Here is a 25,551-nt window from a genome sequence, read left to right on the forward strand (position 1 = left end):
ATATCTCACGGATAGGCCAGCTATATGAGGCCCCAGATATGAATTGAAACCTGCTTCGCGACGTAGTTGTCCAAACTTTCTCCGAAGTGTGTTTTATCCGTTCTGAGTATTTCCATGCTTTGAGTGGAAATGCTAACTTATTAGGTCAGGACGTGAGTTTTTGGCATAATTCATCCGGTACACCCGGCATTACAGGAATGAATGTGAAATATTTGCTAATTTTTTTGCTTGTGCTGGTTGTTGTGGTCATCTCCATTACTCTCGGTGCCCATAACGATCAGATAGTAAACTTCAATTATTTGCTGGCACAGGGCGATTACCGTGTTTCCACGCTGCTCGCTGTGCTGTTCGCGACCGGCTTCGTGCTGGGATGGGTTATTTGTGGTTTGTTCTATTTGCGTGTGCGGCTTTCACTTGGGCGTGCTCAGCGTAAAATTAAACGTCTGGAACAGCAGATCGCACCGATACCTGCGGTTGTGACTCCCGTCGTGCCTTCCGCTGCCAGCAAGGAATAACCCTTTATGTTAGAGCTGCTGTTTCTGTTGTTGCCCGTTGCGGCCGCCTATGGCTGGTACATGGGGCGCAGAAGTTCTCAGCAGGATAAACAGGAAAACGCCAACCGCCTGTCGCGTGAATACGTTGCGGGCGTTAACTTCTTGCTGTCTAACCAGCAGGATAAGGCCGTTGACCTGTTTCTCGAAATGCTAAAAGAGGACAGCAGCACTGTCGAGGCTCATCTGACGCTGGGCAACCTGTTCCGTTCCCGCGGTGAAGTTGACCGTGCTATTCGCATCCATCAGTCATTGATGGAGAGTGCCTCACTGACTTTCGATCAGCGTTTACTGGCCGTACAGCAACTGGGGCGTGATTACATGGCTGCCGGGTTGTATGATCGTGCTGAAGACATGTTTAACCAACTGGTGAAAGAGCAGGATTATCAGCTGTTCGCGCTCGAACAACTGCTCATTATCCATCAGGCGACCAGCGACTGGCAGAATGCCATTGAAGTAGCCGAACGTTTGGTTAAGCTCGGGAAAGACAATCGGCGTAAAGAGATTGCTCATTTTTGGTGTGAGCTTGCGCTGCAGGCGATGGCCTCAGACGATCTGGATAAAGCCACGGGTTTACTTAAAAAAGCCGCCTCGTCCGATAAGCTCTGTGCCCGCGTCTCAATCATGCAGGGGCGTATCCTGATGGCTCAGGGTGAATATGCCAAAGCCGCCGATGCGCTAAAACGCGTACTTGAGCAGGACAAAGAAGTGGTCAGCGAAACGCTGGTGATGCTACAGGAGTGCTACCAGCATCTCGGCGAGCAACAGCCCTGGGCTGAATTTCTCAAACGCTGTGTGGATGAAAACACCGGCGCTAGCGCGGAGCTGATGCTGGCAGAGATTATTCAATTAGATGAAGGCCGTGAAGTTGCTCAGGTCTATATGAACCGCCAGCTACAGCGTCATCCGACTATGCGCGTGTTCCACCATCTGATGGACTACCATCTGGCCGATGCAGAGGAAGGGCGTGCGAAAGAGAGCCTGATGCTGCTACGCGATATGGTAGGCGAGCAAATACGCACCAAACCGCGCTATCGATGTCATAAATGTGGTTTTACAGCACATTCCCTTTACTGGCATTGTCCATCCTGCCGGGCCTGGGCTACGGTCAAGCCGATACGCGGCCTCGACGGTCAATAAAAATCCTCCTCCTCCTTCGCGTAGCTTCTGCGTTGGCTGCCGATTGTCACCCTGGTCACTGACTTATGTCAGTTCCCAGGGTTTCCTACCGTTGCCACCTTGATGCATCACGAATGATTTAGAGGAAATAATTTTGGAGCTAAGCTTAAAACTACTTCTTCTTACTGGTAGTTTTACGTGCAGAGACAAGCAGGGTACGGAGTTTCTTAAGTTCTTTTTGCGTCAGCGCGGGTTCGGCATTTTCGCTGGTGTGCTGGTTATCGATATCATGTTCGCTGGCTTTCGCGCTTTTCTTCTCCTTGTGAGTGAAACTCTCCTCCAAACGTGCGCAAACCTCAACGCTCAGTGAATGTTCTGCCTCAGCGGCGGCGGCGCGGATCTGTTCTTTTAATTCCACAGGAATCTTGATGGTCAGGGTGGATATCTCACTCATTTTGCTCTATTTCCTTCAGCTTAAAACTCCACGCTATGCCACACGCGTTACGCCGTCTAGAGGGTCATAAAAAATTCATAAAAACGTAACATTAGATGTGGCTGGGATTTGCAATAGATGAAAGGTAAAATGCTGGCGGCAGAAAGTGCCAGATGGCAATATTCCCTGAACACTGACAAGAGGTTGGCGAAATGAAGTCTGAAAATAGCATCCATAACAATGACTTGAAATCATCACCCATTGTTGTCGCACTCGACTATGCCGATAGGTCCGCCGCACTTGCTTTTGCCGATTGCATTGACCCGTGTGATTGCCGTCTAAAAATCGGCAAAGAGATGTTTACCCATTTTGGCCCGCAAATTGTCAAAGACCTGCAATTGCGTGGTTTTGATGTTTTTTTGGATCTGAAATTCCATGATATTCCTAATACTACGGCGCATGCCGTAGCCGCTGCGGCTGAACTGGGTGTGTGGATGGTTAATGTCCATGCCAGCGGTGGTGCGCGTATGATGACGGCAGCCAAAGAGGCGCTGAGCTCTTTTGGTCGTGATGCCCCTTTACTGATTGCAGTTACTGTACTGACCAGCATGGAAGAGAGCGATTTAGCCGATTTAGGTATCCAGCTTTCTCCGGCTGATTACGCCGAACGCCTGGCGCGCCTGGCCCGCGATTGTGGCCTTGATGGTGTGGTCTGCTCTGCGCAGGAAGCTACCCGTTTCAAAACGGCCCTGGGGCGAGACTTTAAATTGGTCACTCCCGGTATTCGCCCCGCAGGTAGCCAGGCTGACGATCAGCGCCGAGTGATGACACCTCAGCAAGCGCTGGCCGTTGGTGCCGATTACATGGTGATTGGCCGTCCAATAACTCAGTCAGCTGATCCCGCACAAACCCTGCGTGATATCCGCGAATCCTTGCGTTAAGGCGAACCTAAATGAGAAGTGACAGCAATAGCCGATTGGTGTACTCCACGGATTCCGGCAGAATTGATGCGCCCAAAGCGCAAGTCGAACGCCCTAAAGGTGATGGTATTGTGCGCATTCAACGACAGACCAGCGGCCGTAAAGGCAAGGGGGTTTGCCTGCTCTTGGGGCTGAGTCTCGATGATGTGGCTCTTGACAAATTGGCCGCCGAGTTGAAAAAGAAATGTGGCTGTGGAGGCTCGGTGAAAGATGGTGTTATTGAAATTCAGGGCGACAAGCGGGAATTACTGAAGCAGCTGTTAGAAGATAAAGGTCATAAAGTTAAGCTTGCGGGCGGTTAACATCATGCGCAGCAGGAATAATGTTGTTTAATACGTTTGATAAAAATGCTGCTTCCTCATCGAAGCAGCATTTTTTAATAACCGGTTTATCCTCTTAAGGGAGGACAAGTAAATAAAGAAAGACATGAAAGCACAGCAAATAAATTTTTTTAGTTTTTAACCTTTATTCTATTTCATACTTTTTTAACCACTATTATTTACTCACCTGGTGACCGACAATCCCACCGACTGCTGCACCGCCTAATGTCCCTAATGTACTTCCGTCAGTCAGGACTGCACCACCCAAAGCACCTGCACCTGCACCGATAGCGGTATTACGGTCGCGTTTTGACCAGTTGCCACAGGCACTGACAGACATCGCCAAAGTCAGAACCAGTGCAACACTGGCAATACGTTTTGTTGTACAACTTGAAAATGTCATCATGGTAACTCTCCTTAGGAACGATTTAGCCCGCATACTCATGAATAAGTATAGGTAATAACCGTTAATTCACCTTTTATCTGGATGCAACATCGACCCAGTGGAATATAAAGTAGTGAAATTCTAGTTCATTCACTAGGTGAATAGTCTTAATTCGCTTTTATGGCTCGGGCTGATAGCACAATAACACCATTCTACCTTTCTCTGTGCTTCTAACTGCGTCACGCTGCAAACTTGAGGTTGCAGCAGATCCTTACGCACTCTTTAGCTATTTCCCCCATACCTGACAGTCGGCTCCGACCAGAGAATAAAGGAAACTTCGGCCACTGAGGGATATCCGATGCTAAAGCAACTTAAAGAACAGGTTTTACACGGCAATTTATCGCTGCCAAAACACCATCTGGTGACCTTTACCTGGGGAAATGTCAGCGCGGTTGACCGTCAGCAGGGACTGATGGTGATTAAACCGTCGGGTGTGGAATATGAAAACATGCATCTTGATGACATGGTGGTGGTCGAGTTGGAGACAGGGAAAGTAGTGGAAGGCAGCAAAAAGCCTTCATCGGATACTGACACACACCGCGTGCTGTACCTTAATTTCGCAGAAGCGGGCGGCATTGTGCATACTCATTCGCGCCATGCCACTATCTGGGCTCAGGCAGGCAAAGACATTCCTGCGTGGGGTACGACGCATGCTGACTATTTCTACGGTAATATACCCTGTACGCGAAAAATGACCGAAGCGGAGATCGCCGGGCGTTATGAATGGGAAACGGGGGAGGTGATTGTTAAAACCTTTGCCGAGCGGAAACTGTCGGCACGTGATGTTCCCGCCGTTCTGGTGCATTCCCACGGACCCTTTACGTGGGGAAAAGATGCCGAGACCGCCGTGCATAATGCGGTGGTGCTTGAGGAGGTGGCTTACATGGGGATCTTCTCCCGCCAGCTGACGCCAGACCTTGCCGATATGCAGCCACAATTGCTGGATAAACACTTCCTGCGTAAACACGGTAAAAATGCCTACTATGGTCAGTAAGGTTCTGTCATTTAAATGACTCTTAACAAAAACCGCGTCTGAAAGAGTAGACTCTTGAATACTTTGCATTTGCTTACAGGTTTCAAGGAGAAAGTTATGGAGTTATATCTGGACACCGCCGATGTCAGCGCGGTAAAACGCCTGTCGCGCATTCTGCCATTGCAGGGTGTGACCACCAATCCGAGCATCGTAGCTAAAGAGCGCAAATCATTATGGGAAGTCCTGCCAGCGCTGCGGGATGCTTTGGGCGGTACGGGCAAACTTTTTGCGCAGGTGCTGGCGGCGGATGCTGAACAAATGGTAGCCGAAGCTGTTCTGTTGACCCAGCGTGTTCCTGGCCTGGTGGTTAAAATACCGGCGACGGCAGAAGGGCTGGCGGCGATAAAAAAACTCAAACTGATGAACATTCCGACGCTCGGAACGGCGGTTTACGGCGCAGGTCAGGGGTTACTCTCGGCGCTGGCCGGGGCGGAATACGTTGCGCCTTATGTTAACCGTCTCGACGCGCAGGGCGGGAACGGTATCGTGATGGTGACTGAACTGCAAACGCTGCTGCGTTTACACGCACCGGCCGCCAAAGTGCTGGCCGCCAGTTTCCGAACCCCGCGTCAGGTGGTGGATTGCATGCTGGCGGGTTGCCAGTCGATCACTTTGCCGGTGGATGTGGCAGAACAGTTCCTGGGGACACCGGCCGTCACCGCCGCCGTTGCTCAGTTTGATGAGGATTGGCAACAGGCCTTTGGAACCTGCGCGCTGAATTAACGCCAGGAGTCTCTTTCTTTTTTGTCTAAACCTGCACCGGTCTTCCCGATGCGGGTTTTTTTACGTCTGTTCACTAACTCTGCCAAATAGCGCACAGAAATGTGGTCGCCATTTATGATCAAAAACCAATGTTTCATTTAAATAAAACCAATGATCCATAAAAAAAGAAACAATGTTTCATTTACATGAATTTGATCACTTTCATAAGCCCCTTAAATAGATACCTTAGCGACCATTGAGTTCGTTTATGAGACATCATCGGCAGTTACGTCAATCGAAAAAACACTTCATACAATCACTTGTTGTTGTTTAACAATAGCTTGCAGGGACTTGTATCGAGGATTTTGCTAATGAGCATAAAGATCAGGTGGAAATAACATGCGTATAAAACGTGCTATAGAAAAGATCCCAGGCGGGATGATGTTAGTGCCGTTATTTATCGGGGCGATTTGCCACACTTTTGCCCCGGAAGCCGGAAAGTATTTTGGTTCATTCACTAACGGGCTGCTTTCCGGCACCGTGCCTATTCTGGCAGTCTGGTTCTTCTGCATGGGTGCTTCCATCAAGCTCAGTGCCACTGGAACGGTACTGCGTAAATCTGGTACGCTGGTGCTAACGAAAATCGCTGTAGCTTGGGTTGTTGCTGCGTTGGCATCACACTTTATTCCGGAGAATGGCGTAGAGTTCGGCTTCTTTGCTGGGCTATCCACACTGGCGCTAGTGGCTTCCATGGACATGACTAATGGCGGCCTGTATGCCTCAATTATGCAGCAATATGGTACTAAGGAAGAGGCCGGTGCGTTTGTACTGATGTCGCTGGAGTCCGGCCCGCTGATGACCATGATCATCCTCGGTACCGCCGGTATTGCCTCTTTTGAGCCGCACGTCTTTGTCGGCGCGGTATTGCCTTTCCTGGTTGGTTTCGCCCTCGGTAATCTTGACCCTGAACTGCGCGAATTTTTCGGCAAAGCTGTACAGACTCTCATTCCATTCTTCGCTTTTGCACTCGGTAATACCATCAATCTGACCGTGATTGCGCAGACTGGTTTGCTGGGTATAGCTCTGGGTGTGTCAGTGATCATCGTTACCGGCATTCCTCTGATGCTGACTGATAAGTTTATCGGAGGTGGTGACGGAACGGCCGGAATAGCAGCTTCCAGTTCTGCCGGTGCTGCTGTCGCGACGCCGGTACTCATTGCGGAAATGGTGCCGCAGTTTAAAGCCGTCGCTCCGGCTGCCACCGCACTGGTCGCGACCTCAGTGATTGTTACCTCGGTACTTGTACCCATCATCACCGCCATGTGGTCTCGCCGGATGCGAAATAAGGCAATCAAAGATAAAGTGAGTCTGGACGACCAAATGGCGAGAATTAAGTAGGTTTCAGGCATGCGAACATGCCTTTTTAAATTAAAAATAAAGAAGCTGAATTTAAAGGGCGAAAGACAAATCGCCCCACACTTGCTCATCAACAGGGACATTTCCCCATTTTCCCCCCTTCGCTTGGAAACCTCGCCTCAAGGCATCTTCGGTGAAAATCCCGCTCAGAGAGCGGAATACCGTGCGGGTTACGAATGCTAAAGTGGGCGACGTAGTTGCCGTAATCCTGCACGCCGACCATCAGACGAAAGCTTTGGGCGGTGCGACGGGCGATCAGCTTTAGCCACTGCGCAGTATTCTGCGGTCTGGGTTCGACCACAAACAGCGGCTGGCAGCGGATAATCGTCAGCGCGCCCGGGTGCAGTGGAGTGAATATCAGGCGGTTTTCAGACATTGCGGGCCTCCCGGCGCTGAACGACTGCTGTTTCATGTACCGTCGGCGTGGCTGAATTCAGCGCGCGGCGGATCACAAAGAACGATGAAACCAGCATGGTGACTGCCACTAACATAAAGAAGGCGCACAGTGCAGCGTTGATCTGATTATTCAGCACGATGGTATGCATGTCTGCCAGCGTTTTAGCCGGTTTGATAATCTCACCACTGTCGATTCCAGCGGAGAATTTCTTCGCCTGTGCCAGGAAACCAATCGACGGCTTCTCGTGGAAAATTTTCTGCCAGCCAGCCGTCATCGACGTAATAAACAGCCAGACGGTGGGCAGAATAGTTACCCATGCGTAACGTTGTTTCTTCATCTTGAACAACACCACGGTACCCAGAATCAGCGCCATCGATGCCAGCATCTGGTTGCCGATACCAAACAACGGCCACAGCGTATTGATACCGCCGAGTGGGTCAACCACGCCCTGATAGACAAAAAAACCCCAACCGGCTACGGCTACTGTAGTTCCGGCAATCGTACCGACCCATGAGCGATTATTGGCGAGAGACGGCACCGCGACGCCGACCAGATCCTGCACCATAAAGCGGCAGGCACGGGTCCCGGCATCGACGGCTGTCAGGATAAACAGGGCTTCAAACAGAATGGCGAAGTGATACCAGAAGGCCATCATGGCGCGGCTGTTGAACACCTCGGTGATAATATGCGCCATGCCAACCGCGAAGGTCGGAGCGCCACCGGCTCGGGACAGAATCGAGTGTTCGCCGACGTCTTTGGCGATCATGGCCAGAGTCTCAGGGGTAACCACGAAGCCCCAGCTGTTGATCACCTGCGATGCGCTTTCTACCGTGGTGCCAATCAGCGCGGCCGGTGAGTTCATGGCAAAGTAGACGCCGGGGTCGATAACCGAGGCGCAAATCATTGCCATGATCGCCACAAAAGATTCCATCAGCATCGCGCCATAACCAATGAAACGGATATGGCTTTCACGCTCAATCAGTTTCGGCGTGGTGCCGCTGGAAACCAGCGCGTGGAAGCCGGAGATAGAACCACAGGCAATGGTAATAAACAGGAACGGGAACAGACTACCGGAGAACACAGGACCGCTGCCGTCGATAAATTTCGTTACCGCCGGCATTCTCATTTCCGGCATCGCAAACACAATGCCGACGGCCAGGCCGGCAATTACACCGATTTTCAAAAATGTCGAAAGATAGTCACGCGGAGCCAGCAGCAGCCAGACCGGTAACACGGAGGCGATAAACCCGTAAATCACCAGCACCCAGGTCAGCGTGGTGCCGTGCAGAGTGAAAATAGGCCCCCAGAACAGGTCAGCAGCCACGTTACCGCCGTAAATAATCGCCAGCATCATCAGCACAAAACCGATGGCTGACACTTCGGCAATTTTGCCTGGGCGCAGAAAACGCATATAAATGCCCATAAACAGCGCAATTGGGATCGTCGCCGCAATGGTGAACAAGCCCCAAGGGCTGTCCGCCAGCGCTTTCACCACCACCAGCGCCAGTGCCGACAGAATAATGATCATTACGCCGAGCGCGCCGAGCATTGTGACCACGCCGGCGAAATGACCTAACTCCTGTTTGGCCATTTCACCAAGCGAACGGCCATCTCGGCGGGTCGAAATAAACAGGATCAGGAAATCCTGTACCGCACCCGCCAGCATCACGCCGACTAAAATCCAGATTGTGCCCGGCAGAAACCCCATTTGCGCCGCCAGAATCGGACCGACCAGCGGACCCGCACCGGCAATCGCGGCAAAGTGGTGGCCGAACAGGACCCATTTATTGGTCGGGACATAATCCAGACCGTCATTATGCCGCTCGGCTGGCGTCATGCGCCGGTCATCAAGATCGAAGACTTTCTCAGCAATAAACCTGCTGTAGAATCGGTAAGCGATGCTATAACAGGCGAGGGCTGCGACTACCAACCAGACCGCGTTAATGTGCTCACCACGGCTTAGGGCCAGCATGCCAAAGGCAAAGGCGCCGACTAACGCCACCACCAGCCAGGTTATCCTGGACTTGACGTTTTTCATGATTAATTACTCCTTGAATAAAGGGTCTGCGGCAGGGCAAAAGGAAATACATTGCTGTGATGTTGACTTTCTGTTTAAAAATAGTGTTTTCGGAGTAATTGGCGATAAGTAAACGGCAGAAGTGTGATGAGGTTTGTGCTTTCAGTGAGGAGGCGGTGCAAAACGGTGAAGTGGGCGGTAAACATAAAAAAACGGCCAGCATAGCTGGCCGTCATACAAACTCAGGTTAACGATTATTCAGCGCTGGCAGGGGCTGCCTGACCTGGTTTGTGTTCGTGCATTTTCCCCATTTTATCAGCACGTTTCTGGTAGTTCTCATTGAACTGTTTTTTCTGCTCAGGTGTCAGCAAGTTATACATTTTGTTCTCAGCGCGCGCACGATCCAGCATGTGCTGGGACTGCGCCTGAGTGATGGTGTCAATCTGTGACTTCACTTTGGCTTCGTCGAAGCTATCAGCAGTGACCAGGCTGTGCATATTGTCCATCTGCGCTTTCATCGCGGCGCGGTCAGGACGCGGGCCGCTGTCTTTCATGATCTCTTTCATCTGAGTTTTTTGCTGCTCAGTGAGATTCAGGCCAGCGAATGGGTTCATACGTTGCGGGCCTTTATGTTGCATCATTTTACCCTGGGCTGTTGCGGCAGGGGCCGGAGTCGTTTCAGCGGCGAAAGCGAAAGACGCAGAGCTAAGAGCCAGAGTAGAAGCCACAATCATTGCGGTAAGTTTACGCATAATTTAATTCCTCATAAAATTTCAGGCACGTCGCCCGTTTCGTGTTGACGAAGGAAAGTCTAAACTCATGAATGAATAGTAATACGAGGAAGTTGTAAAAGAGTGAAAGGCGTGGTGTCGATATTCAGACAATCGTGGAGAAAATGTTTAGAAAGCGTAAGCTTGCGAACAAAATCCTGCCATTCAGTGAGACTATTCCTAACAGGAAGTCATTTTCAAAACATTATCAGGTTTAATGAATCAGTGCCAGACACTGAGAATGAAACTATTTGACCCTTGTCATTCTGTTTAACACGCGTTGAAGTAACCATTGCGCCTATAATAGTTAGCATTGTATTAACACTATCTATAACAGTGAAGTGAATTATGGCCCTAACCCGTTACGAAACCCTCGCCCAAACCTTGCGTCGCCAGATTGATACTCAAATCTGGCTACCCGGAGACAAACTGCCTTCGCTACGGGAGAGCTGCAAACAGTCGGGCCTGAGTCTGATGACCGTATTACAGGCGTATCAATTGCTGGAAAGTCAGGGACTGATTGTCGCCCGGCCTCAGTCAGGTTATTACGTTGCGCCGCGTAAAATGCGGACTATGAGCCGTAAATCTGATCAAACATTACACGCCGCCGAACAGGTGGATATCAACGATGCTATTTTCGATATTCTCAAAGCCGGACAGGATGCATCAATAGTTCCTTTCGGCTCGGCTTTTCCCGACCCAACCCTCTTTCCTCAACCCCGTTTGGCGCGCTCTCTTGCCAGCGCGGTACGCCGTATGTCACCGCACAGCGCCATGGCCAATCTGCCTCCCGGTAATGAAGAGCTGCGCCGCAGCATTGCCCAGCGTTACGCGCAGAACGGCATGGAAGTGGCGCCTGATGAAATCGTTATTACGTCGGGTGCGATGGAGTCTTTGGGGCTAAGTTTACAGGCCGTGACCGAACCGGGAGACTGGGTGGCTATTGAGTCCCCGGCTTTTTATGGTGTTTTGCAGGCCATTGAGCGGCGTAAGCTGAAAGCAGTGGCAATCCCGACTGATGTGCGCACCGGGATGGATCTTAATGCGCTGGAACAGGCTCTCAACACCTATCCGATTAAAGCCTGCTGGCTGATGTCGAATTTCCAGAACCCTCTGGGATGTACGCTGTCGCCGCAGAAGAAATCGCGCCTGGTGGCTATCTTACAGGCCCACGGTGTGGCGGTGATTGAAGATGATGTTTATGGTGAGCTCTATTTCGGCACAGAGCGCCCAATGCCGCTTAAGGCGTCAGAGAACCGTAGCCAGATCCTGCATTGTTCGTCGTTTTCTAAATGTCTGGCGCCTGGTTTCCGGGTGGGCTGGGTGGCGGCAGGCGCCTATGCTGAACATATTCAGCGCTTGCAATTGATGAGTACCTTGTCAGCCAGCGTGCCGGTACAGCTGGCATTGGCTGACTTTTTGCAGAAAGGAGGACCGCCAGGCGGGTATGAAACTCATCTGCGCCGTCTGCGGCGACAACTGGAGCAGCGTATGATGGCGATGGTCAATGCTATCACTGATGCTTTTCCTGACTGCGTTTCGCTCAGCCAACCCGAAGGCGGTTACTTTTTGTGGCTGGATTTAAGCGAAAAAGTCGATGCAGCCAGAGTCTATCAACGGGCGCTGGCGCAAGGTGTTAGCATTGCGCCTGGCACTATGTTCGCCGTCGACGACCGTTATCGTCATTGCATACGCATCAATACCTCTTTTGAGTGGGGGCCGCATACCTCACGGGCTGTAGAGATTCTGGCTAACCTGGTGAATGAGGAGCTGAGAACTTAAGCTTCCTTATATTTCTGTGAGTCGCGACCCGGTGAAGCGCTCGCCTTGCAATAGGTAGTCTGTGAATTAATTCAATTAAAATGATAACCTTGGTTATTTTATTTTTTTTGAAGAAGAATGATAATCACCTCACAAATTACACGTTCAACTATCTGTCTGTTATTTCAAATGTGAACTCATTCACATCTATTCATCAATCTCGCCTATATAAAACGTTATCTCTAAAAAAATAAAACACCGGTTCATAAATATTAAGTCACTCTCTGGGCGGGAAAAATAATGAACGCAGAAAAACCAATTTTATTCAGACATCAGCTGGCCTATGGTGGTGGTAATTTACTAGGCAGCGGAGCGCTGGCCATTGCCGGTATCTGGCTGCTTTACTTCTACACCACCTTCTGTGGTCTAACATTGTTACAGGCAGCGGCGATCTTCTCCGTTGCGAGCGTTATCGATGCGATCAGTAACCCACTGATGGGTTACCTTTCCGATAACTTCGGTAAAACGCGCCTTGGCAAACGTTTCGGTCGCCGTAGATTCTTCATCCTGCTCGGCATACCGCTGATGATGTTTTACCCGCTGCTGTGGGTCGAAGGCTTTGGTTTCTGGTACTACCTTTCAACCTATGTCGTGTTCGAGTTGATCTACACCTCCGTGATGGTGCCGTATGAAACCCTCGCGACGGAAATGACCACTGACTTTTCTGCACGCTCCAAGCTGACCGGTTACAAAGCAATTTTCGGTAAAGTCGCGAACTTCCTCGCCGCGTTCATCCCCGGTCAGTTCATTCTGATCTACGGTAAAGATTCCGCCGAACCGTTCTTCTACACTGCGCTGACCTATGGCGTGATTTTATGTGTTGCCATCGGCATGTTGTATTTATCTTCATGGGAACGGCCGACCGAAGAAACCACGCCGGTTGATGATAAGAAACAAAGCCTGGGCAAAACCATGCTCACGCTGTTTCGCGACATGAAATCAACCTTTCACCTGCGCGTATTCCGTAAACATTTGGGCATGTACCTGTGTGGTTTCGGCGCGGAATGGCTGTTTGCTTCAGCCTTCACCTACTTCATCATTTTCGTACTGCAATATGACCCGACCATGGTCGCCGGACTCAGCAGCCTGAACTCGATTCTGCAACTGTTTTCTACTGCAATCTTTATCGGTATTTGTGTGAAGCACGGTTTCAGTAAGCCTTATATTCTGGCGCTGAGCATCGTTGTGTTCTCTGTCGCTTGTTACTGCTTGCTGCACTTCCTGCATCTGCCACAGCAGTATGCAACGGCTGCGATGCTGACCATCACCGTGATCTTTGGTATTGGTACCGGTGGCGTGTATTACATTCCCTGGACGGTTTACACCTTCCTGGCGGACATTGATGAGGCCTTCACTGGCCGTCGTCGCGAAGGTATCTACGCTGGCGCAATGACCTTCTCGGGTAAGCTGACGCGTTCGGTCATCGTGTTCGTGATGGGTGCTATCCTCAGCTTTTACGGCTTCCAGTCCAAATCACATACCCAACCGGAAAGCGCCGTGATGGCGATCGCGATGGTGTTCGGTATCGGGGTGATCACGCTGGCCCTGATGGCCATGGTGTTCAGTAATCAGATGAAATTAAACCGCAAAACGCACCTTGTTGTCCTCGGTGAAGTCGCGCGCATCAAAGCCGGCGGTGAGATCCGCGGGATTCAACCGGATGTACGCGTGGTGATGGAAGAACTGATTGGCTATCCATACGAACAATGCTGGGGCAATAGTGAAGTCTGCCGCAAAATCTTCGATACGCCAGCTATTGAGCTAACCAAGCCGAAGCCCATGGTGGGCACCACGCAACACCGGTAAACCTTAGCTTTACCACCTGATTAACCACCTTATCGACTGGCCGGGAAAACCGGCCAGTGACGCCTTACGTTTTTAAGATGAGAACGACTATGTGGGAACGTAACTTGTTTATTGTCGCGCTGTCTCTCGGAGTGAGCGCACATGGCATGGCTGCCGCATTGCCTGCCGCCAGCAGTCTGATTTGGCACAGCATCACTTTTGGTCAGTCAACCGATATCAATTTCGCCACCAACGTTTTACCGGAAAAAGTCGGCATGAACGCAACGCGTCTGGCCGACGGGAAAAACATCCCGAAAGCCGGTGCGTCGTTGACCACGCCATTTACCATTGAAAGCCGCGGTGGGAAAGTGGGCAACAGCCACGATGGATTAACTTATTTCTACACGCGCTTACCGGTGGATGTGAACTTCCAGTTGGAAGCCGATATCACGCTTAATCAGTTTGGCCCCGAAAACGGCGCGAAACCGGCGGGGCAGGAAGGTGCCGGATTACTGGTGCGCGATATTTTAGGCGCACCACGCCAGTTGGTAACTAAACCGGGCATTGAAGAATTACCGGCGGCGTCCAACATGGTGATGAACAGCGTGATGGCGATCGGTGATAAACCGCCGGCGGTGGCGCTGATTGTAAGGCAGGGTGTGCAGCAACCTTGGGGCAATACTGGTATCGGTATTCTGCGTGAGGGCTATCATCCGCTCACCACATCTCAACATTTTTTATTGCGGCTGACCCGCACTGACACCGGCTTTAATGTCGCCTATGCGCCGCAGGGCAGCGACCAGTGGACAAGCAAAACCGTTGAAGGGGCGGACCTTGTCACGCAGCTTGATAAAACCGGTTATTACGTCGGGTTCTTCGCCTCGCGCAATGCCAGTATCACCGTGAACCACGCTAAGCTGGCGCTCAGTGAAGCGCATACGCAGCCGTCTGCGCTTTACGTGACGCCGTCACTTAAAGCGCGCATCGAAGTGATGTCATCTCCGGTGATCGCACGCCGTGACAGCCTATTCCAGCTGCGCACCAACGGTGGTGGTCAGTTGCAGATCGAACAGGGCGGCAAGTCGTTACTGCGACAAAAAAACGTGCGCGGCGGCGAAGTGGTTACCGTGCCGTTCAATATCGATCAGCCAATGGCCATGCTGAACGTGACATTTACGCCGGAAAACGGTCAGATCCTGAAGCAGGAATTCCCGATCCGCATGGCGGTGGTTAGCAATCCTGATGAACTTTATGTCTCGCCACAGGGCAAGGCAGGCAACGACGGTTCACATGCACATCCGTTGGATTTCGCCAGTGCAGTCAATCTTTTAGCACCAGGTGGGACCCTGTGGGTTGCTGACGGTGAGTATCTGGCCAGCCTGATCCCGGCGACGGCCAGCGGTATGAAAAACAGCATGAAAACGTTGCGCGCACAGGGCGATGACGTGGTGTTCAACGGACTGAAACTCGATGGCAGTTACTGGAATATTCAGGGCATTACCGTCACGCAGAAAAGCTTTCACATTGCCGGAAGTTTCAACCATATCGACCGTGTTAAGGCCCATAACGCCGACGACACTGGCATCTGGGTGGCATCACCAGACGGTATCGGCCGCGCGCTGTGGGCCAGCCATAATCTGATCAGCAATTCAGAATCCTGGGGAAATCAAGATCCCGGGCGTAAGAATGCCGACGGTTTTGCGGTGAAAATGCGCGTGGGCGAGGGAAATCGGCTGGTGAATTGCTATTCCCACGACAACATTGATGACGGTTTTGACCTGTTCAATAAGATTGAAGACGGCCCGAACGGCAGCGTCACCATTGAAAACAGTCTGTCCGTCCACAACGGCAGCAACGGTTTCAAACTCGGTGGCGAAGGACTCCCCGTCGCGCACGTCGCCCATGATAACGTTGCGGTGGAAAACGGCATGGACGGCTTCACCGACAACTTCAACCCTGGCGCACTGGTGGTTGAGGGTAACCACGCGGTGGACAACAAACGCTTCAACTTCCTGTTTCGTCCGTCGCCTTACACTACCGCAAACAAGCAGGGCGACTTCAAAGACAATATTTCGTTGCGCACCACGGCAGGCAAGTATGACGATGCGGTCAGCGGCAATGTGGATAACAGTAATTATTTCTATATGGATCATAAAAGCGTGAATAAAGCGGGGAAAAAAATAAAGCCTGATAATTTTAGAACACTTAAGTTGCCAAACCCGGTGTTGCATAAACCGGATGGTGAATTCGATTATAAGGATTTCTTGCAAATAAATAAATGAAGTAAAAACACGTTCTATAAATTACTTATAAAAACACTGATCAATATCTTTGGGATTAATAAAACATGAAAAATAACAGACTGCTGCTCTGCGGTCTGCTGCTGGCTAGCGCCAGCAGTCAGGCTGTGACGATCGATTTGCGACATGAATGGCTCGATGACAGTAAGCAAAATAAAGACCGGGCGCTAATATCCCACCGTTTTGATAACGGATTTGGTTTCTCGCTGGAATCCAAGTGGAAATCCGGCGGTGACAATGAAAATAAACCTTTTAATAACCTGGTAGATAACGGAACGGAAAGCACCATTAGCTATCAGTATAAGGTGGCGCCGGCATTCTTCCTGCAACCCGGTTTTACGCTGGAGTCCAGCTCGGACAGCAGTATCTACAAACCGTATCTGACCGCGGGATATACGTTTGATAGCGGGATTTATTTTAATGCCCGTTATCGCTATGAATATACCCGTTATACCAAAGAAAATACCGAAGACCGTAAAACAAATCGTGGTGAATTCTGGCTGGGTTATCGTCTGGCTGACTGGCGCTTTGAATATAACTATATTTATAAACACAGTGATCAAGTGTTATACGATAATGATAAGTGGGATTACGAGCAGGATTTAAAAGTCGCTTATAATATTAATAAGCAATGGACACCTTACGCTGAGGTCGGCAATGTTTCGGTGCGTAAAACCACAGATGAACGCCAGACGCGGTTCCGCATAGGTGTGCAATACAATTTTTGACGAGTATATCTGATAAACACTTTGGTTAATCAACGCCGGTCCGTTCATGCTGACCGGCGTTTGGGTTTATCGATTTAAGCTGAGCAGGGCGTCAGGAATTTCAGCCAGATACAGCGCCGGTAGTCCTTCATAATCAGTCGTGAACAGTACGTGACGATCGTCCGGCGAGAATGAAGGGTGCGGATGCGTCACCTGACGGTCACCATCGAGTACGCGCCATGAGCTGTTATGCGCCGCCAGCGGTGCATATTGACGGTTTTTGGCGTCGAAAATATACAGCCAGGGATCGTTTTCGATGGTATGGCTGGCCGTATCTTTCACATCGACCGGCGTCCCCGAGCCGTCACCCACCAGCAGCGAGCCGTTTTCATTGCTCATCAGATGTGAGCACGCAGGCATGGTCATCAGACTGATATCTTCGCCCGTTTGCGGGTCAAAGCGACGAATATGGCGATCGTGTTGGCCTTTCAGATAGGATACATACATCAGTGCGGAACCATCCGGTACCCAGAACTCGTGCGTGCAGCTTTCGCCCGGCGCATGTTCTTTCACCTTGCGCACATTAGTGCCATCTTCATTAACCAGCCACATACGCGCATCGACCAGATCGTGCGGACCTTCGTGACAGAACGCGACGGAGCTGTCGTCGAACGGACGATAAATCGGATGACCGAGCCATTCATTCTTCTCATGGATCACGGTAGATTGACCATTCAGTAAATCTACCCGCAGCAAGCGACAATGCGGATTGCTGTGGTAGAACTCCTGGAAAATTTTCCAGTCTGACAGCGGCGTCCAGTCTTCGCGGCTGATTTCGATCCCCACCAGACTCGTACATTCGCTGTTTGCCACCCAGGTCCCATATCCTACCCATTCTTCCGGTACCTGATACACAGTGGCTTCGCTGAAATCAGCCAGTTTTACCCTTTGCAAACGGCGTTCATTCTTGACGTAGTACAGGTATTGATCGTCCGGGGAAAGGAATCCGCCAAAAGTATTGTCGCCTGTGCCTTCGGTAAGTTGCACCGCTGTCTGGGTGCTAAGATCCAGCAGGTAATAGTTGCGATGTCCGTCAAATTCGCCAGCAAACAGTACCTTGCTGCCGTCGCAGGTAAAACATTTCTGATAGAAATAGTTACGGTGGCAGAGTACATCGGGAGGCGTCAGACGTGTGACGCACGCACCGGTCCGGGGATCCTGAACGGTATGAAAACTGAATTGAATCTGAGAGCCTTTCGCCATGATTCACCTCATAAGTGGCAACAAAATCAGCCGTTAGAATGGCTTCGCTTTATTAATTGAAATGTTATTTCATTAAATTAAAAACACATTACCACTTGGCGTGAGGGATTGGCGGCAGACCCTGCCGGAAATGTAAGGTTGATCACGTTTTTCACCTGCGCAAAAATATTCTATCAAGGGGGTAACGCAGATCAATGCAGGTCAGAGAGGGGCAGTTCTTATCAACGAAGTTCCGTAGCCGAAACCGGAATCAATACAATGAAACAGCAATCTGCCGAACATGCTGAGCCATTACCCCATAAACCTGAACGCAACATCACAAACAAAGTGCACCCATCGCCCTGAAACGGTGCATTACATTGCGTTGCGCATTATCTCTGCATGCCGCCGATCACATTCCTGAGCGAAAAATTAGAAAATTTATGCCTGCATATTCAGTCGAATGGTTTTCATGCTTTGAAAGGGAATTATTTAAATTATTCATTTTTTATGCACTTTAAGTGAATGGCTGTCATTTTTAACTCATTGTTTTTTCATGGTCTGGTCAATTTTATGCATTTTTTTCCTTTGCTGGCACGAACGGTGCAATCTATTATCAAGCCAAGAGAGTTGAATTTTTAACTTTAAAATAACAATTTCGCAGCAGTCCGACCCCCTTTGACTCTGAGGTAGATATGCAACAACAACAAAACGTCAGCCGCCAAAACTTTGATGACTGGATGGTGCCAGTGTACGCACCCGCCACTTTTATTCCGGTTCGCGGTGACGGTTCCTGGTTGTGGGACCAGGAGGGCAAAGATTATGTCGATTTCGCCGGCGGCATTGCGGTCAATGCGTTGGGCCACGCGCACCCGGAGATCAAGAAAACGTTGATGGAGCAGGCGGATAAAGTCTGGCATCTGGGTAACGGTTATACCAACGAACCCGTGTTGCGTCTGGCGAAACAACTGATTGATGCCACCTTTGCTGACAAAGTGTTTTTCTGTAATTCGGGGGCGGAAGCCAACGAAGCGGCATTGAAACTGGCGCGTCTGTATGGGCGTAAACTGGGCGGCAACAAGAGCGAGATCATTGCTTTCAACAATGCTTTCCACGGACGCACACTGTTCACCGTGACCGCGGGCGGACAACCAAAATACTCCGAAGATTTCGCGCCATTGCCGCAGGACATTACCCATCTGCCATTTAACGATTTGGCCGCCGTTGCCAGCCAAATTTCTGACCGCACTTGCGCGGTGATCGTCGAGCCGATTCAGGGCGAGGGTGGCGTATTGCCTGCCGATGCCCACTTCCTGCAAGGTCTGCGTGAACTGTGCGACAAACATCATGCGTTGCTGATTTTCGATGAGGTCCAGACGGGTGTCGGTCGTACCGGTGAGCTTTACGCCTATCAGTGCTACGGCGTAGTGCCGGATATCCTGACCAGCGCCAAAGCGCTGGGTGGTGGTTTCCCGATCGGTGCGATGCTGACACTGGATCGCTACGCCGTGCTGTTCCAGCCGGGTACCCACGGTACAACATACGGCGGTAACCCGCTGGCGACGGCGGTGGCGGGCAAGGTATTTGCGCTTATCAATACGCCCGAAGTGCTGAACGGCGTGCAGAAACGTCATCAGTGGTTTATTGATGGCCTGAAACGCATTAACGATCAGTTCCACGTATTTAGTGAAGTGCGCGGTGCCGGATTGCTGCTGGGTGCCGTAATGAGCGAACGTTATGTCGGTCAGGCTAAACAGCTCAACACTCTGGCTGCTGAGGAGGGGGTGATTGCGTTGATCGCCGGTCCCGATGTACTGCGTTTTGCGCCGTCGCTGATCATTCCGGGTTCCGATATTGAAGAAGGCCTGAACAGACTCGAACGCGCGGTAAAACGCCTCTGTGTGTAAGATCCAACTCAGTTAACGAGGTAAACACCATGATGTTGATACGTCCTGTGCGGCCCGGCGATCTCGCCGACATCCTGCAGTTGTCAGGCAAAACCGGCATCGGCTTAACCTCTTTGCCAAAAGATGAGGCACATCTGCGCACGCGCATTGAGCGCTCAGTGGCCACCTGGGAGGGGCGGCTGGGCAGAGCTGAACAGGGCTATCTGTTTGTGCTGGAAGATACCGATCTGAAGCAGGTGGTCGGTGTCAGCGCCATCGAAGTGGCGGTGGGGCTGAGTGAACCCTGGTACAACTTCCGTCTTGGCACGCTGGTGCACGCTTCTAAAAGTTTGAACATCTATAAACCCGTACCGACGCTGTTTCTCAGCAACGATCACACGGGATATACCGAACTTTGTACGCTGTTTCTCGACCCCGATCAACGCCATGGCAAGAACGGCCAGTTATTGTCGAAAGTCCGTTTCCTCTTTATGGCGGCGTTCCGCGAACACTTCTCCAGCAAAGTGATTGCGGAAATGCGCGGTATGTCGGATGACAGCGGCCATTCGCCATTCTGGGACAGCGTAGGGCGGCACTTTTTTGGTATGGAATTCGCCGAAGCTGACCGCCTGACGGGCATGGGGCAAAAATCCTTTATCGCTGAGCTGATGCCGAAACACCCTCTTTATACCGATTTGCTCAGCCCCGAAGCACGTGAAGTGATTGGTCAGGTGCATCCGCAAACCGCACCGGCCCGCACCGTACTGGAAGGTGAAGGACTGCGCTACGCTGGCTACGTGGATATTTTCGACGGCGGTCCGACGTTGGAAGGTGAAATTGATGACTTGCGGGCGGTGAAAAACAGCCGTCTGCTGACCGTAAAAATCAGTGAGCAAACGTTTGAGGAAGATGCACCGCTCTACCTGGTTGCCAATGAAGACTATCAGGTGTTTCGTGCGGCACTGGTTCCGGGTGGGCAGTTACTGAATGACCTGAAGATTAATGCTGCAACTGCTCTGGAACTGGGTGTTACTGCCGGAGATAAACTCCGCGCTGTGGCGCTGTTTCCCTCTCCGGCACCCTTAATTGACCAACACACCGATTCAAGCATGGAGGAGAGCCCCGCATGATGCATCCCGCACTGTTTATAGAAGGCCAGTGGCGTAGCGGAAAAGGTACGTTACTGGAGAAAACGAATCCGGCTGATAACGCCGCGCTGTGGTCTGCGCTGTGTGCCAGCGCGGAAGATGTCGAGTCTGCCTGTGCCGCTGCACGTAATGCGTTCCCTGCCTGGGCGCGTAAAACACTGGCCGAGCGCGCCGTGGTGATCGGCCGCTTTGCCGAATTACTCACCGAACATAAAAATCGCCTGGCGGAAGTGATCAGCCTCGAAACCACCAAACCACACTGGGAAACGTTAACAGAAATTCAGGCGATGATCGGCAAAGTGGCGATCTCGCTCGAAGCCAATCAGGCGCGAACCGGCGAAAAACATACACCAATGCCCGACGGTGAAGCCGTCTTGCGTCATCGTCCGCACGGTGTACTGGCGGTGTTCGGCCCTTATAATTTCCCCGGACACCTGCCCAATGGCCACATTGTTCCGGCGTTGCTGGCGGGTAATACCCTGGTATTTAAACCCAGCGAACTGACGCCCAAAACGGCGGAAGAGACCGTAAAACTATGGCAACAGGCGGGACTGCCTGACGGTGTACTCAACCTGGTACAGGGCGGACGCTCCACCGGTGAAGCGCTGGCGGCGTCTTCGCAGATCGACGGTTTGCTGTTTACCGGCAGCGCAGGGACCGGCTATCAATTACACCGACAGTTGGCCGGGCAGCCGGAGAAAATTCTGGCCCTGGAAATGGGTGGCAATAATGCGCTGATCGTTGAACCTGTGGAGGATATCGATGCGGCAGTGAACCTGACGATTCAGTCGGCATTTATTTCCGCCGGACAGCGCTGCACCTGCGCGCGGCGCCTGCTGGTTAAGCAGGGTGCAGCGGGGGATGCATTTATCCAACGGCTGGTGGAAGTGACGGTGTCACTGATTGTTGGTCACTGGGACGATCAACCTCAGCCGTTTATGGGCGGAGTGATTTCCGATGCCGCCGCCCGCGGTATGCTTAAAGCACAGGACGACTTAATTGCGCTTGGCGGCAAACAGTTACTGACGCTGATACGCCCGGACCCACACAGTACCTTACTTAAACCGGGTATTATCGATCTGACCGGTGTATCAGGCGTGCCGGACGAAGAGTACTTCGGGCCGCTGCTCAGCGTTATTCGCTACACTGACTTCGACCAGGCCATTGAACTGGCCAATCAGACCCGCTTCGGCCTGGCAATCGGGCTGATTTCTCATCAGCGTCGGCAGTTTGACCAGTTGTTGATCGAAGCCCGCGCTGGGATCGTCAACTGGAATAAATCGCTGACCGGTGCTTCGAGTAATGCACCCTTTGGTGGTATCGGGGCATCCGGAAACCACCGCCCGAGCGCTTATTATGCCGCAGATTACTGTGCCTGGCCGATGGCATCACTGGAAAGTGACAAGTTGGAACTTCCCGTGACGTTGTCACCTGGAATGGATTTCAGCCGCGTCTGAATGCCATTACATCATGCACAAGGAGAGACGAATGTCAGGATGTGAAGCAAATTTCGACGGGCTGGTCGGGCCGACGCACCACTACGCCGGTTTGTCGTTCGGTAACGAGGCCTCGACACGCAATCAGCATGCGGTTGCGAACCCAAAACTGGCGGCTAAACAGGGTTTGCTGAAGATGAAGTCTCTGGCCGATCTCGGCTTTGCTCAAGGTGTTCTGCCACCGCATGAGAGACCTCACTTAGCTACGCTGCGCCAGATGGGATTTGGCGGCAGCGATCGTGAGGTGCTGGCACAGGCGCAGGCTTACTCGCCACGCCTGCTTTCATCGCTCAGTTCCGCATCATCCATGTGGGTAGCGAACGCCGCGACGGTTTCCCCTTCTGCGGACAGCGCTGACGGACGCGCACATTTCACCGTCGCCAATCTCAATAACAAGCTTCACCGGGCGATCGAAGCCGATACTACCTCAGCCATTTTGCGCGCCACCTTTAAGCACGAGGGGCACTTTGCCCATCATGATGCGCTGCCGCAGGTAGCTGCATTGGGCGACGAAGGTGCTGCCAACCATAACCGGCTGTGTGGCGATCACGACCAGCCTGGCGTGCAGGTATTTGTGTATGGCCGCGACGGGCTGGTGGCCGGTGAAAACGAGCCGGTGCGCTATCCCGCGCGTCAGACCCGCTTAGCCAGTGAAGCCGTGGCGAGGTTGCATCAGCTCAGCCCGATACGTACGGTTTTCGTGCAGCAAAACCCCGAAGCGATTGACCGCGGCGTGTTTCATAACGACGTGATTTGTGTCAGCAACCGCCACGTCCTCTTTCACCATCAGCAGGCATTCCTCAATTCTGACCATGCGCTGGGTGAGATCCGCGACAAAATGGCTGCGCTGGAGCTGGATTTTCAGCCCATCGCGGTGCCGCAGAGCAAGGTGTCGCTTGACGATGCGGTGGCGACCTACCTGTTTAACAGCCAGTTGCTGAGTAAGAACGACGGCAAGATGATGATCGTGGTACCGGAAGAGTCCCGTCAGCACATTGGCGTGTGGAGTTATCTCTGCGAATTGCAGGAAAGTGGTGGGCCGATCGATCAAATAGAAGTGTTCGACTTGCGCGAAAGTATGCGTAACGGCGGCGGGCCTGCCTGTCTACGTCTGCGGGTGGCATTGAACCGCGCTGAACTCTCCGCAGTCAATGACGGCTCGCTGATCAACGACGTGTCGTTTACCCGTCTCAATCAATGGGTAGACCGGCATTACCGTGACCGCATGCAGGCCAAAGATTTGGCCGATCCGCAACTGCTGACCGAAGTGCGCTACGCGTTGGATGAATTGACGCTGATCCTGGGTTTGGGCGCTATTTACCCGTTCCAGCGCTGAGTTAACACGGAGTATCTATGTTTGATTTTCTAAGCCAGACGCTGAGTGGTGAACCGCCTGCGGTCACCACCGGTCAGACGACACAGTTTGACTGGATATGGCGGGGCGAGGGCATTCTTGAGCTTTCGCCGCACCATGCCTGCGACAGTGCGGTCGTGATTTCAGCCGGTATTCACGGGAATGAAACTGCACCAATCGAACTGCTTAATCAGTTGGTGTCTGAACTCCTGAGCGGCGTGCGACTGCTGAAGGTGCGGCTGCTGGTGTTGTTGGGCAATCCTCCGTCGATGCGGATGAATAAGCGCTTTGTGGATGCCGACATGAACCGCATGTTCGGTGGTCGTCATGCGCGCTATTGCCCGAACGGTGAAACCGGCCGTGCGCACCAACTTGAGCAGATAATGGCGCTGTTTTACCGCACATCTTCCGCCGCCGGTGCCACCCGGCGTTTTCATTATGATCTGCATACTGCGATCCGCGGTTCGCTGCATGTGCGTTTTGGTTTACTGCCATTGCAGATCCGTCCGCACGACGCGGAGATGCTCAGTTGGCTGGACGCCGCCGGACTGGATGCACTGGTCTTTCACCGATCTCCCGGTGGCACCTTTACGCATTTCAGCAGCGAAGTGTTTCTCGCCGACAGTTGCACGCTGGAGCTCGGCAAAGCCCGGCCGTTTGGCAGCAATGACCACCAGCAGTTCGCGGGTATCCGCCATGCGCTGGAAGCACTGGTTAGCGATGTCCCTTTGCCAGAGAGGCAGTCTGCTGTCCCTATGAAAAGTTACCGCGTCACGCAGGATGTTATCCGTTCGCAGGAAGCATTCCAGCTGCATATTCCCGCCGATGCACTCAACTTTACCCCATACCCGAAGGGGTTTGTGATTGCGCAAGAGGCCGGTAAGGTTTACCGGGTTGAAGCCGCAGAGGAATATGTCCTTTTCCCGAATGCTTCAGTAGCGGTGGGACTCAGGGCTGGACTGATGTTGGAGCGCTTTTGATAAAGCGTTGGAAATTTTTTCAACTCAGATTCAACTTCAACTTCAAGGTCGTGGGCGCCGGCCCACACCGGGTCAAGGGTGGTAAACGCCACCCTTGACAATCCTGCGTTTTTTTCATGGAATTACAGCTGCTGCGCAGGTCACAATGGCCGTGTTTCAGTCACCGTTGTTATAGCCGCCAAATGCCGCCGCTTAGGCGGTCCCTTCACTTCGGGTTCGGACCAGCTCGCAATAAACCCACTCGCCGTTTCTCACCGCTCATTCAGCGCCATTTTTGAATGCGGCCTTGGCTCTTAAAACAGCACTCGGTTTGCTCCTTCACCTCTCACGAGGGGAAGGTGGGGATGGGGTGTGGGTTTTGAATTTAGAAAAGCTTCGGCCGCATTCAAAATGTCACCGGCAAGTCGGTGGCGAGACAACATCCTTACCGTTGGCTTAAGCCGAGCGTAGCGAGACAACGTCGCACTGCGACGGCCCGAAGGGCGAGGCCAAAGGTCGAGTAAACCCGCAGCCGAGCATCGCGGAGCGATGACATTTTGCGGCTATCACTGAGATATCTGAAACACGGCCATTGTGACCTGCGCAGCTGCTATTTTTAAAAGAGCCCGGGATTCTCAAGGGTGGTGGCGATAAGCCACCCTTGAGGCCA

Annotated in this window: 22 protein-coding genes and 1 other RNA gene; 17 read left to right on the forward strand and 6 right to left on the reverse strand. The window is 52.0% G+C overall.

Features of this window, described 5'->3' with window-relative positions:
* Nucleotides 1-203 precede the first annotated feature (203 nt).
* The gene (locus ACMV8I_RS04215; RefSeq protein WP_498863939.1) at nucleotides 204-515 is read left to right on the forward strand and encodes a LapA family protein; all 312 of its coding nucleotides are present in this window, start codon (nucleotides 204-206) and stop codon (nucleotides 513-515) included.
* Nucleotides 516-521: 6 nt separating this feature from the next.
* A complete protein-coding gene (gene lapB / locus ACMV8I_RS04220) occupies nucleotides 522-1,691 on the forward strand; it encodes a lipopolysaccharide assembly protein LapB (protein WP_498863940.1) in 1,170 nt (389 codons plus the stop codon).
* Nucleotides 1,692-1,842: 151 nt separating this feature from the next.
* Here the strand turns inward: lapB and ACMV8I_RS04225 are convergent, their stop codons facing one another.
* Nucleotides 1,843-2,124, reverse strand: coding sequence for an Arc family DNA-binding protein (locus tag ACMV8I_RS04225; RefSeq protein WP_498863941.1), 282 nt, complete (start codon nucleotides 2,122-2,124; stop codon nucleotides 1,843-1,845).
* Nucleotides 2,125-2,315: 191 nt separating this feature from the next.
* Here ACMV8I_RS04225 and pyrF point away from each other — a divergent pair, with 191 nt between their 5' ends.
* Nucleotides 2,316-3,044, forward strand: coding sequence for an orotidine-5'-phosphate decarboxylase (gene pyrF / locus ACMV8I_RS04230; protein ID WP_498863942.1), 729 nt, complete (start codon nucleotides 2,316-2,318; stop codon nucleotides 3,042-3,044).
* 11 nt (nucleotides 3,045-3,055) lie between these two features.
* Nucleotides 3,056-3,385 (forward strand): stress response translation initiation inhibitor YciH, encoded by a 330-nt coding sequence (yciH, locus tag ACMV8I_RS04235; RefSeq protein ID WP_498863943.1) that lies wholly within the window; start codon nucleotides 3,056-3,058, stop codon nucleotides 3,383-3,385.
* Between the two features lie 193 nt (nucleotides 3,386-3,578).
* On the opposite strand, the gene osmB is transcribed toward yciH, so the two are convergent.
* A complete protein-coding gene (gene osmB, locus ACMV8I_RS04240) occupies nucleotides 3,579-3,806 on the reverse strand; it encodes an osmotically-inducible lipoprotein OsmB (RefSeq protein WP_498864714.1) in 228 nt (75 codons plus the stop codon).
* Between the two features lie 340 nt (nucleotides 3,807-4,146).
* Here osmB and araD point away from each other — a divergent pair, with 340 nt between their 5' ends.
* The 3 genes from araD (at nucleotide 4,147) to kdgT (ending at nucleotide 6,981) form a co-directional block, all read left to right on the forward strand.
* Nucleotides 4,147-4,842, forward strand: coding sequence for an L-ribulose-5-phosphate 4-epimerase (gene araD, locus ACMV8I_RS04245; protein ID WP_498863944.1), 696 nt, complete (start codon nucleotides 4,147-4,149; stop codon nucleotides 4,840-4,842).
* 96 nt (nucleotides 4,843-4,938) lie between these two features.
* Nucleotides 4,939-5,604: a fructose-6-phosphate aldolase gene (fsa, locus tag ACMV8I_RS04250; RefSeq protein WP_498863945.1), complete on the forward strand. Its 666-nt coding sequence runs from the start codon at nucleotides 4,939-4,941 to the stop codon at nucleotides 5,602-5,604.
* A gap of 378 nt (nucleotides 5,605-5,982) precedes the next feature.
* Nucleotides 5,983-6,981 (forward strand): 2-keto-3-deoxygluconate transporter, encoded by a 999-nt coding sequence (gene kdgT, locus ACMV8I_RS04255; protein ID WP_498863946.1) that lies wholly within the window; start codon nucleotides 5,983-5,985, stop codon nucleotides 6,979-6,981.
* Between the two features lie 88 nt (nucleotides 6,982-7,069).
* Here kdgT and ACMV8I_RS04260 read toward each other — a convergent pair whose 3' ends face one another.
* From ACMV8I_RS04260 to spy, 3 genes are all read right to left on the reverse strand, one after another.
* A complete protein-coding gene (locus ACMV8I_RS04260; protein WP_498863947.1) occupies nucleotides 7,070-7,375 on the reverse strand; it encodes a YbdD/YjiX family protein in 306 nt (101 codons plus the stop codon).
* Complete coding sequence (locus ACMV8I_RS04265; protein WP_498863948.1) at nucleotides 7,368-9,434, reverse strand: carbon starvation CstA family protein; 2,067 nt, start codon at nucleotides 9,432-9,434, stop codon at nucleotides 7,368-7,370. Before ACMV8I_RS04265 ends, ACMV8I_RS04260 begins: the two co-directional genes overlap by 8 nt.
* A 233-nt stretch (nucleotides 9,435-9,667) precedes the next feature.
* On the reverse strand, nucleotides 9,668-10,165 hold the full coding sequence (gene spy, locus ACMV8I_RS04270; protein ID WP_498863949.1) for an ATP-independent periplasmic protein-refolding chaperone Spy: 498 nt from the start codon (nucleotides 10,163-10,165) through the stop codon (nucleotides 9,668-9,670).
* Between the two features lie 366 nt (nucleotides 10,166-10,531).
* On the opposite strand from spy, the gene ACMV8I_RS04275 reads away from it, so the two are divergent.
* From ACMV8I_RS04275 to ACMV8I_RS04290, 4 genes are all read left to right on the forward strand, one after another.
* Complete coding sequence (locus ACMV8I_RS04275; RefSeq protein ID WP_498863950.1) at nucleotides 10,532-11,965, forward strand: aminotransferase-like domain-containing protein; 1,434 nt, start codon at nucleotides 10,532-10,534, stop codon at nucleotides 11,963-11,965.
* Nucleotides 11,966-12,244: 279 nt separating this feature from the next.
* Complete coding sequence (locus ACMV8I_RS04280; RefSeq protein ID WP_498863951.1) at nucleotides 12,245-13,810, forward strand: MFS transporter; 1,566 nt, start codon at nucleotides 12,245-12,247, stop codon at nucleotides 13,808-13,810.
* A gap of 89 nt (nucleotides 13,811-13,899) precedes the next feature.
* Nucleotides 13,900-16,071 (forward strand): right-handed parallel beta-helix repeat-containing protein, encoded by a 2,172-nt coding sequence (locus tag ACMV8I_RS04285; protein WP_498863952.1) that lies wholly within the window; start codon nucleotides 13,900-13,902, stop codon nucleotides 16,069-16,071.
* A 65-nt stretch (nucleotides 16,072-16,136) separates the two neighbouring features.
* Nucleotides 16,137-16,817 (forward strand): oligogalacturonate-specific porin KdgM family protein, encoded by a 681-nt coding sequence (locus tag ACMV8I_RS04290; RefSeq protein WP_498863953.1) that lies wholly within the window; start codon nucleotides 16,137-16,139, stop codon nucleotides 16,815-16,817.
* 66 nt (nucleotides 16,818-16,883) lie between these two features.
* On the opposite strand, the gene ACMV8I_RS04295 is transcribed toward ACMV8I_RS04290, so the two are convergent.
* Nucleotides 16,884-18,059, reverse strand: coding sequence for an oligogalacturonate lyase family protein (locus ACMV8I_RS04295; protein ID WP_498863954.1), 1,176 nt, complete (start codon nucleotides 18,057-18,059; stop codon nucleotides 16,884-16,886).
* 674 nt (nucleotides 18,060-18,733) lie between these two features.
* Between ACMV8I_RS04295 and ACMV8I_RS04300 the strand changes: the two genes are divergently transcribed.
* From ACMV8I_RS04300 to ACMV8I_RS04325, 6 genes are all read left to right on the forward strand, one after another.
* Complete coding sequence (locus ACMV8I_RS04300; RefSeq protein ID WP_498863955.1) at nucleotides 18,734-19,945, forward strand: aspartate aminotransferase family protein; 1,212 nt, start codon at nucleotides 18,734-18,736, stop codon at nucleotides 19,943-19,945.
* A 29-nt stretch (nucleotides 19,946-19,974) separates the two neighbouring features.
* The gene (gene astA, locus ACMV8I_RS04305; RefSeq protein WP_498863956.1) at nucleotides 19,975-21,054 is read left to right on the forward strand and encodes an arginine N-succinyltransferase; all 1,080 of its coding nucleotides are present in this window, start codon (nucleotides 19,975-19,977) and stop codon (nucleotides 21,052-21,054) included.
* Complete coding sequence (astD, locus tag ACMV8I_RS04310; RefSeq protein ID WP_498863957.1) at nucleotides 21,051-22,529, forward strand: succinylglutamate-semialdehyde dehydrogenase; 1,479 nt, start codon at nucleotides 21,051-21,053, stop codon at nucleotides 22,527-22,529. Before astA ends, astD begins: the two co-directional genes overlap by 4 nt.
* Before the next feature lie 31 nt (nucleotides 22,530-22,560).
* The gene (gene astB, locus ACMV8I_RS04315) at nucleotides 22,561-23,904 is read left to right on the forward strand and encodes an N-succinylarginine dihydrolase (RefSeq protein ID WP_498863958.1); all 1,344 of its coding nucleotides are present in this window, start codon (nucleotides 22,561-22,563) and stop codon (nucleotides 23,902-23,904) included.
* A gap of 17 nt (nucleotides 23,905-23,921) precedes the next feature.
* Nucleotides 23,922-24,902: a succinylglutamate desuccinylase gene (gene astE / locus ACMV8I_RS04320; RefSeq protein ID WP_498863959.1), complete on the forward strand. Its 981-nt coding sequence runs from the start codon at nucleotides 23,922-23,924 to the stop codon at nucleotides 24,900-24,902.
* Nucleotides 24,903-25,296: 394 nt separating this feature from the next.
* A non-coding RNA gene (locus ACMV8I_RS04325) (RtT sRNA) lies at nucleotides 25,297-25,420 on the forward strand.
* Nucleotides 25,421-25,551 lie beyond the last annotated feature (131 nt).

Origin of the sequence: Ewingella sp. S1.OA.A_B6 (assembly GCF_049889095.1) — a bacterium.
Lineage (GTDB): Bacteria > Pseudomonadota > Gammaproteobacteria > Enterobacterales > Enterobacteriaceae > Ewingella.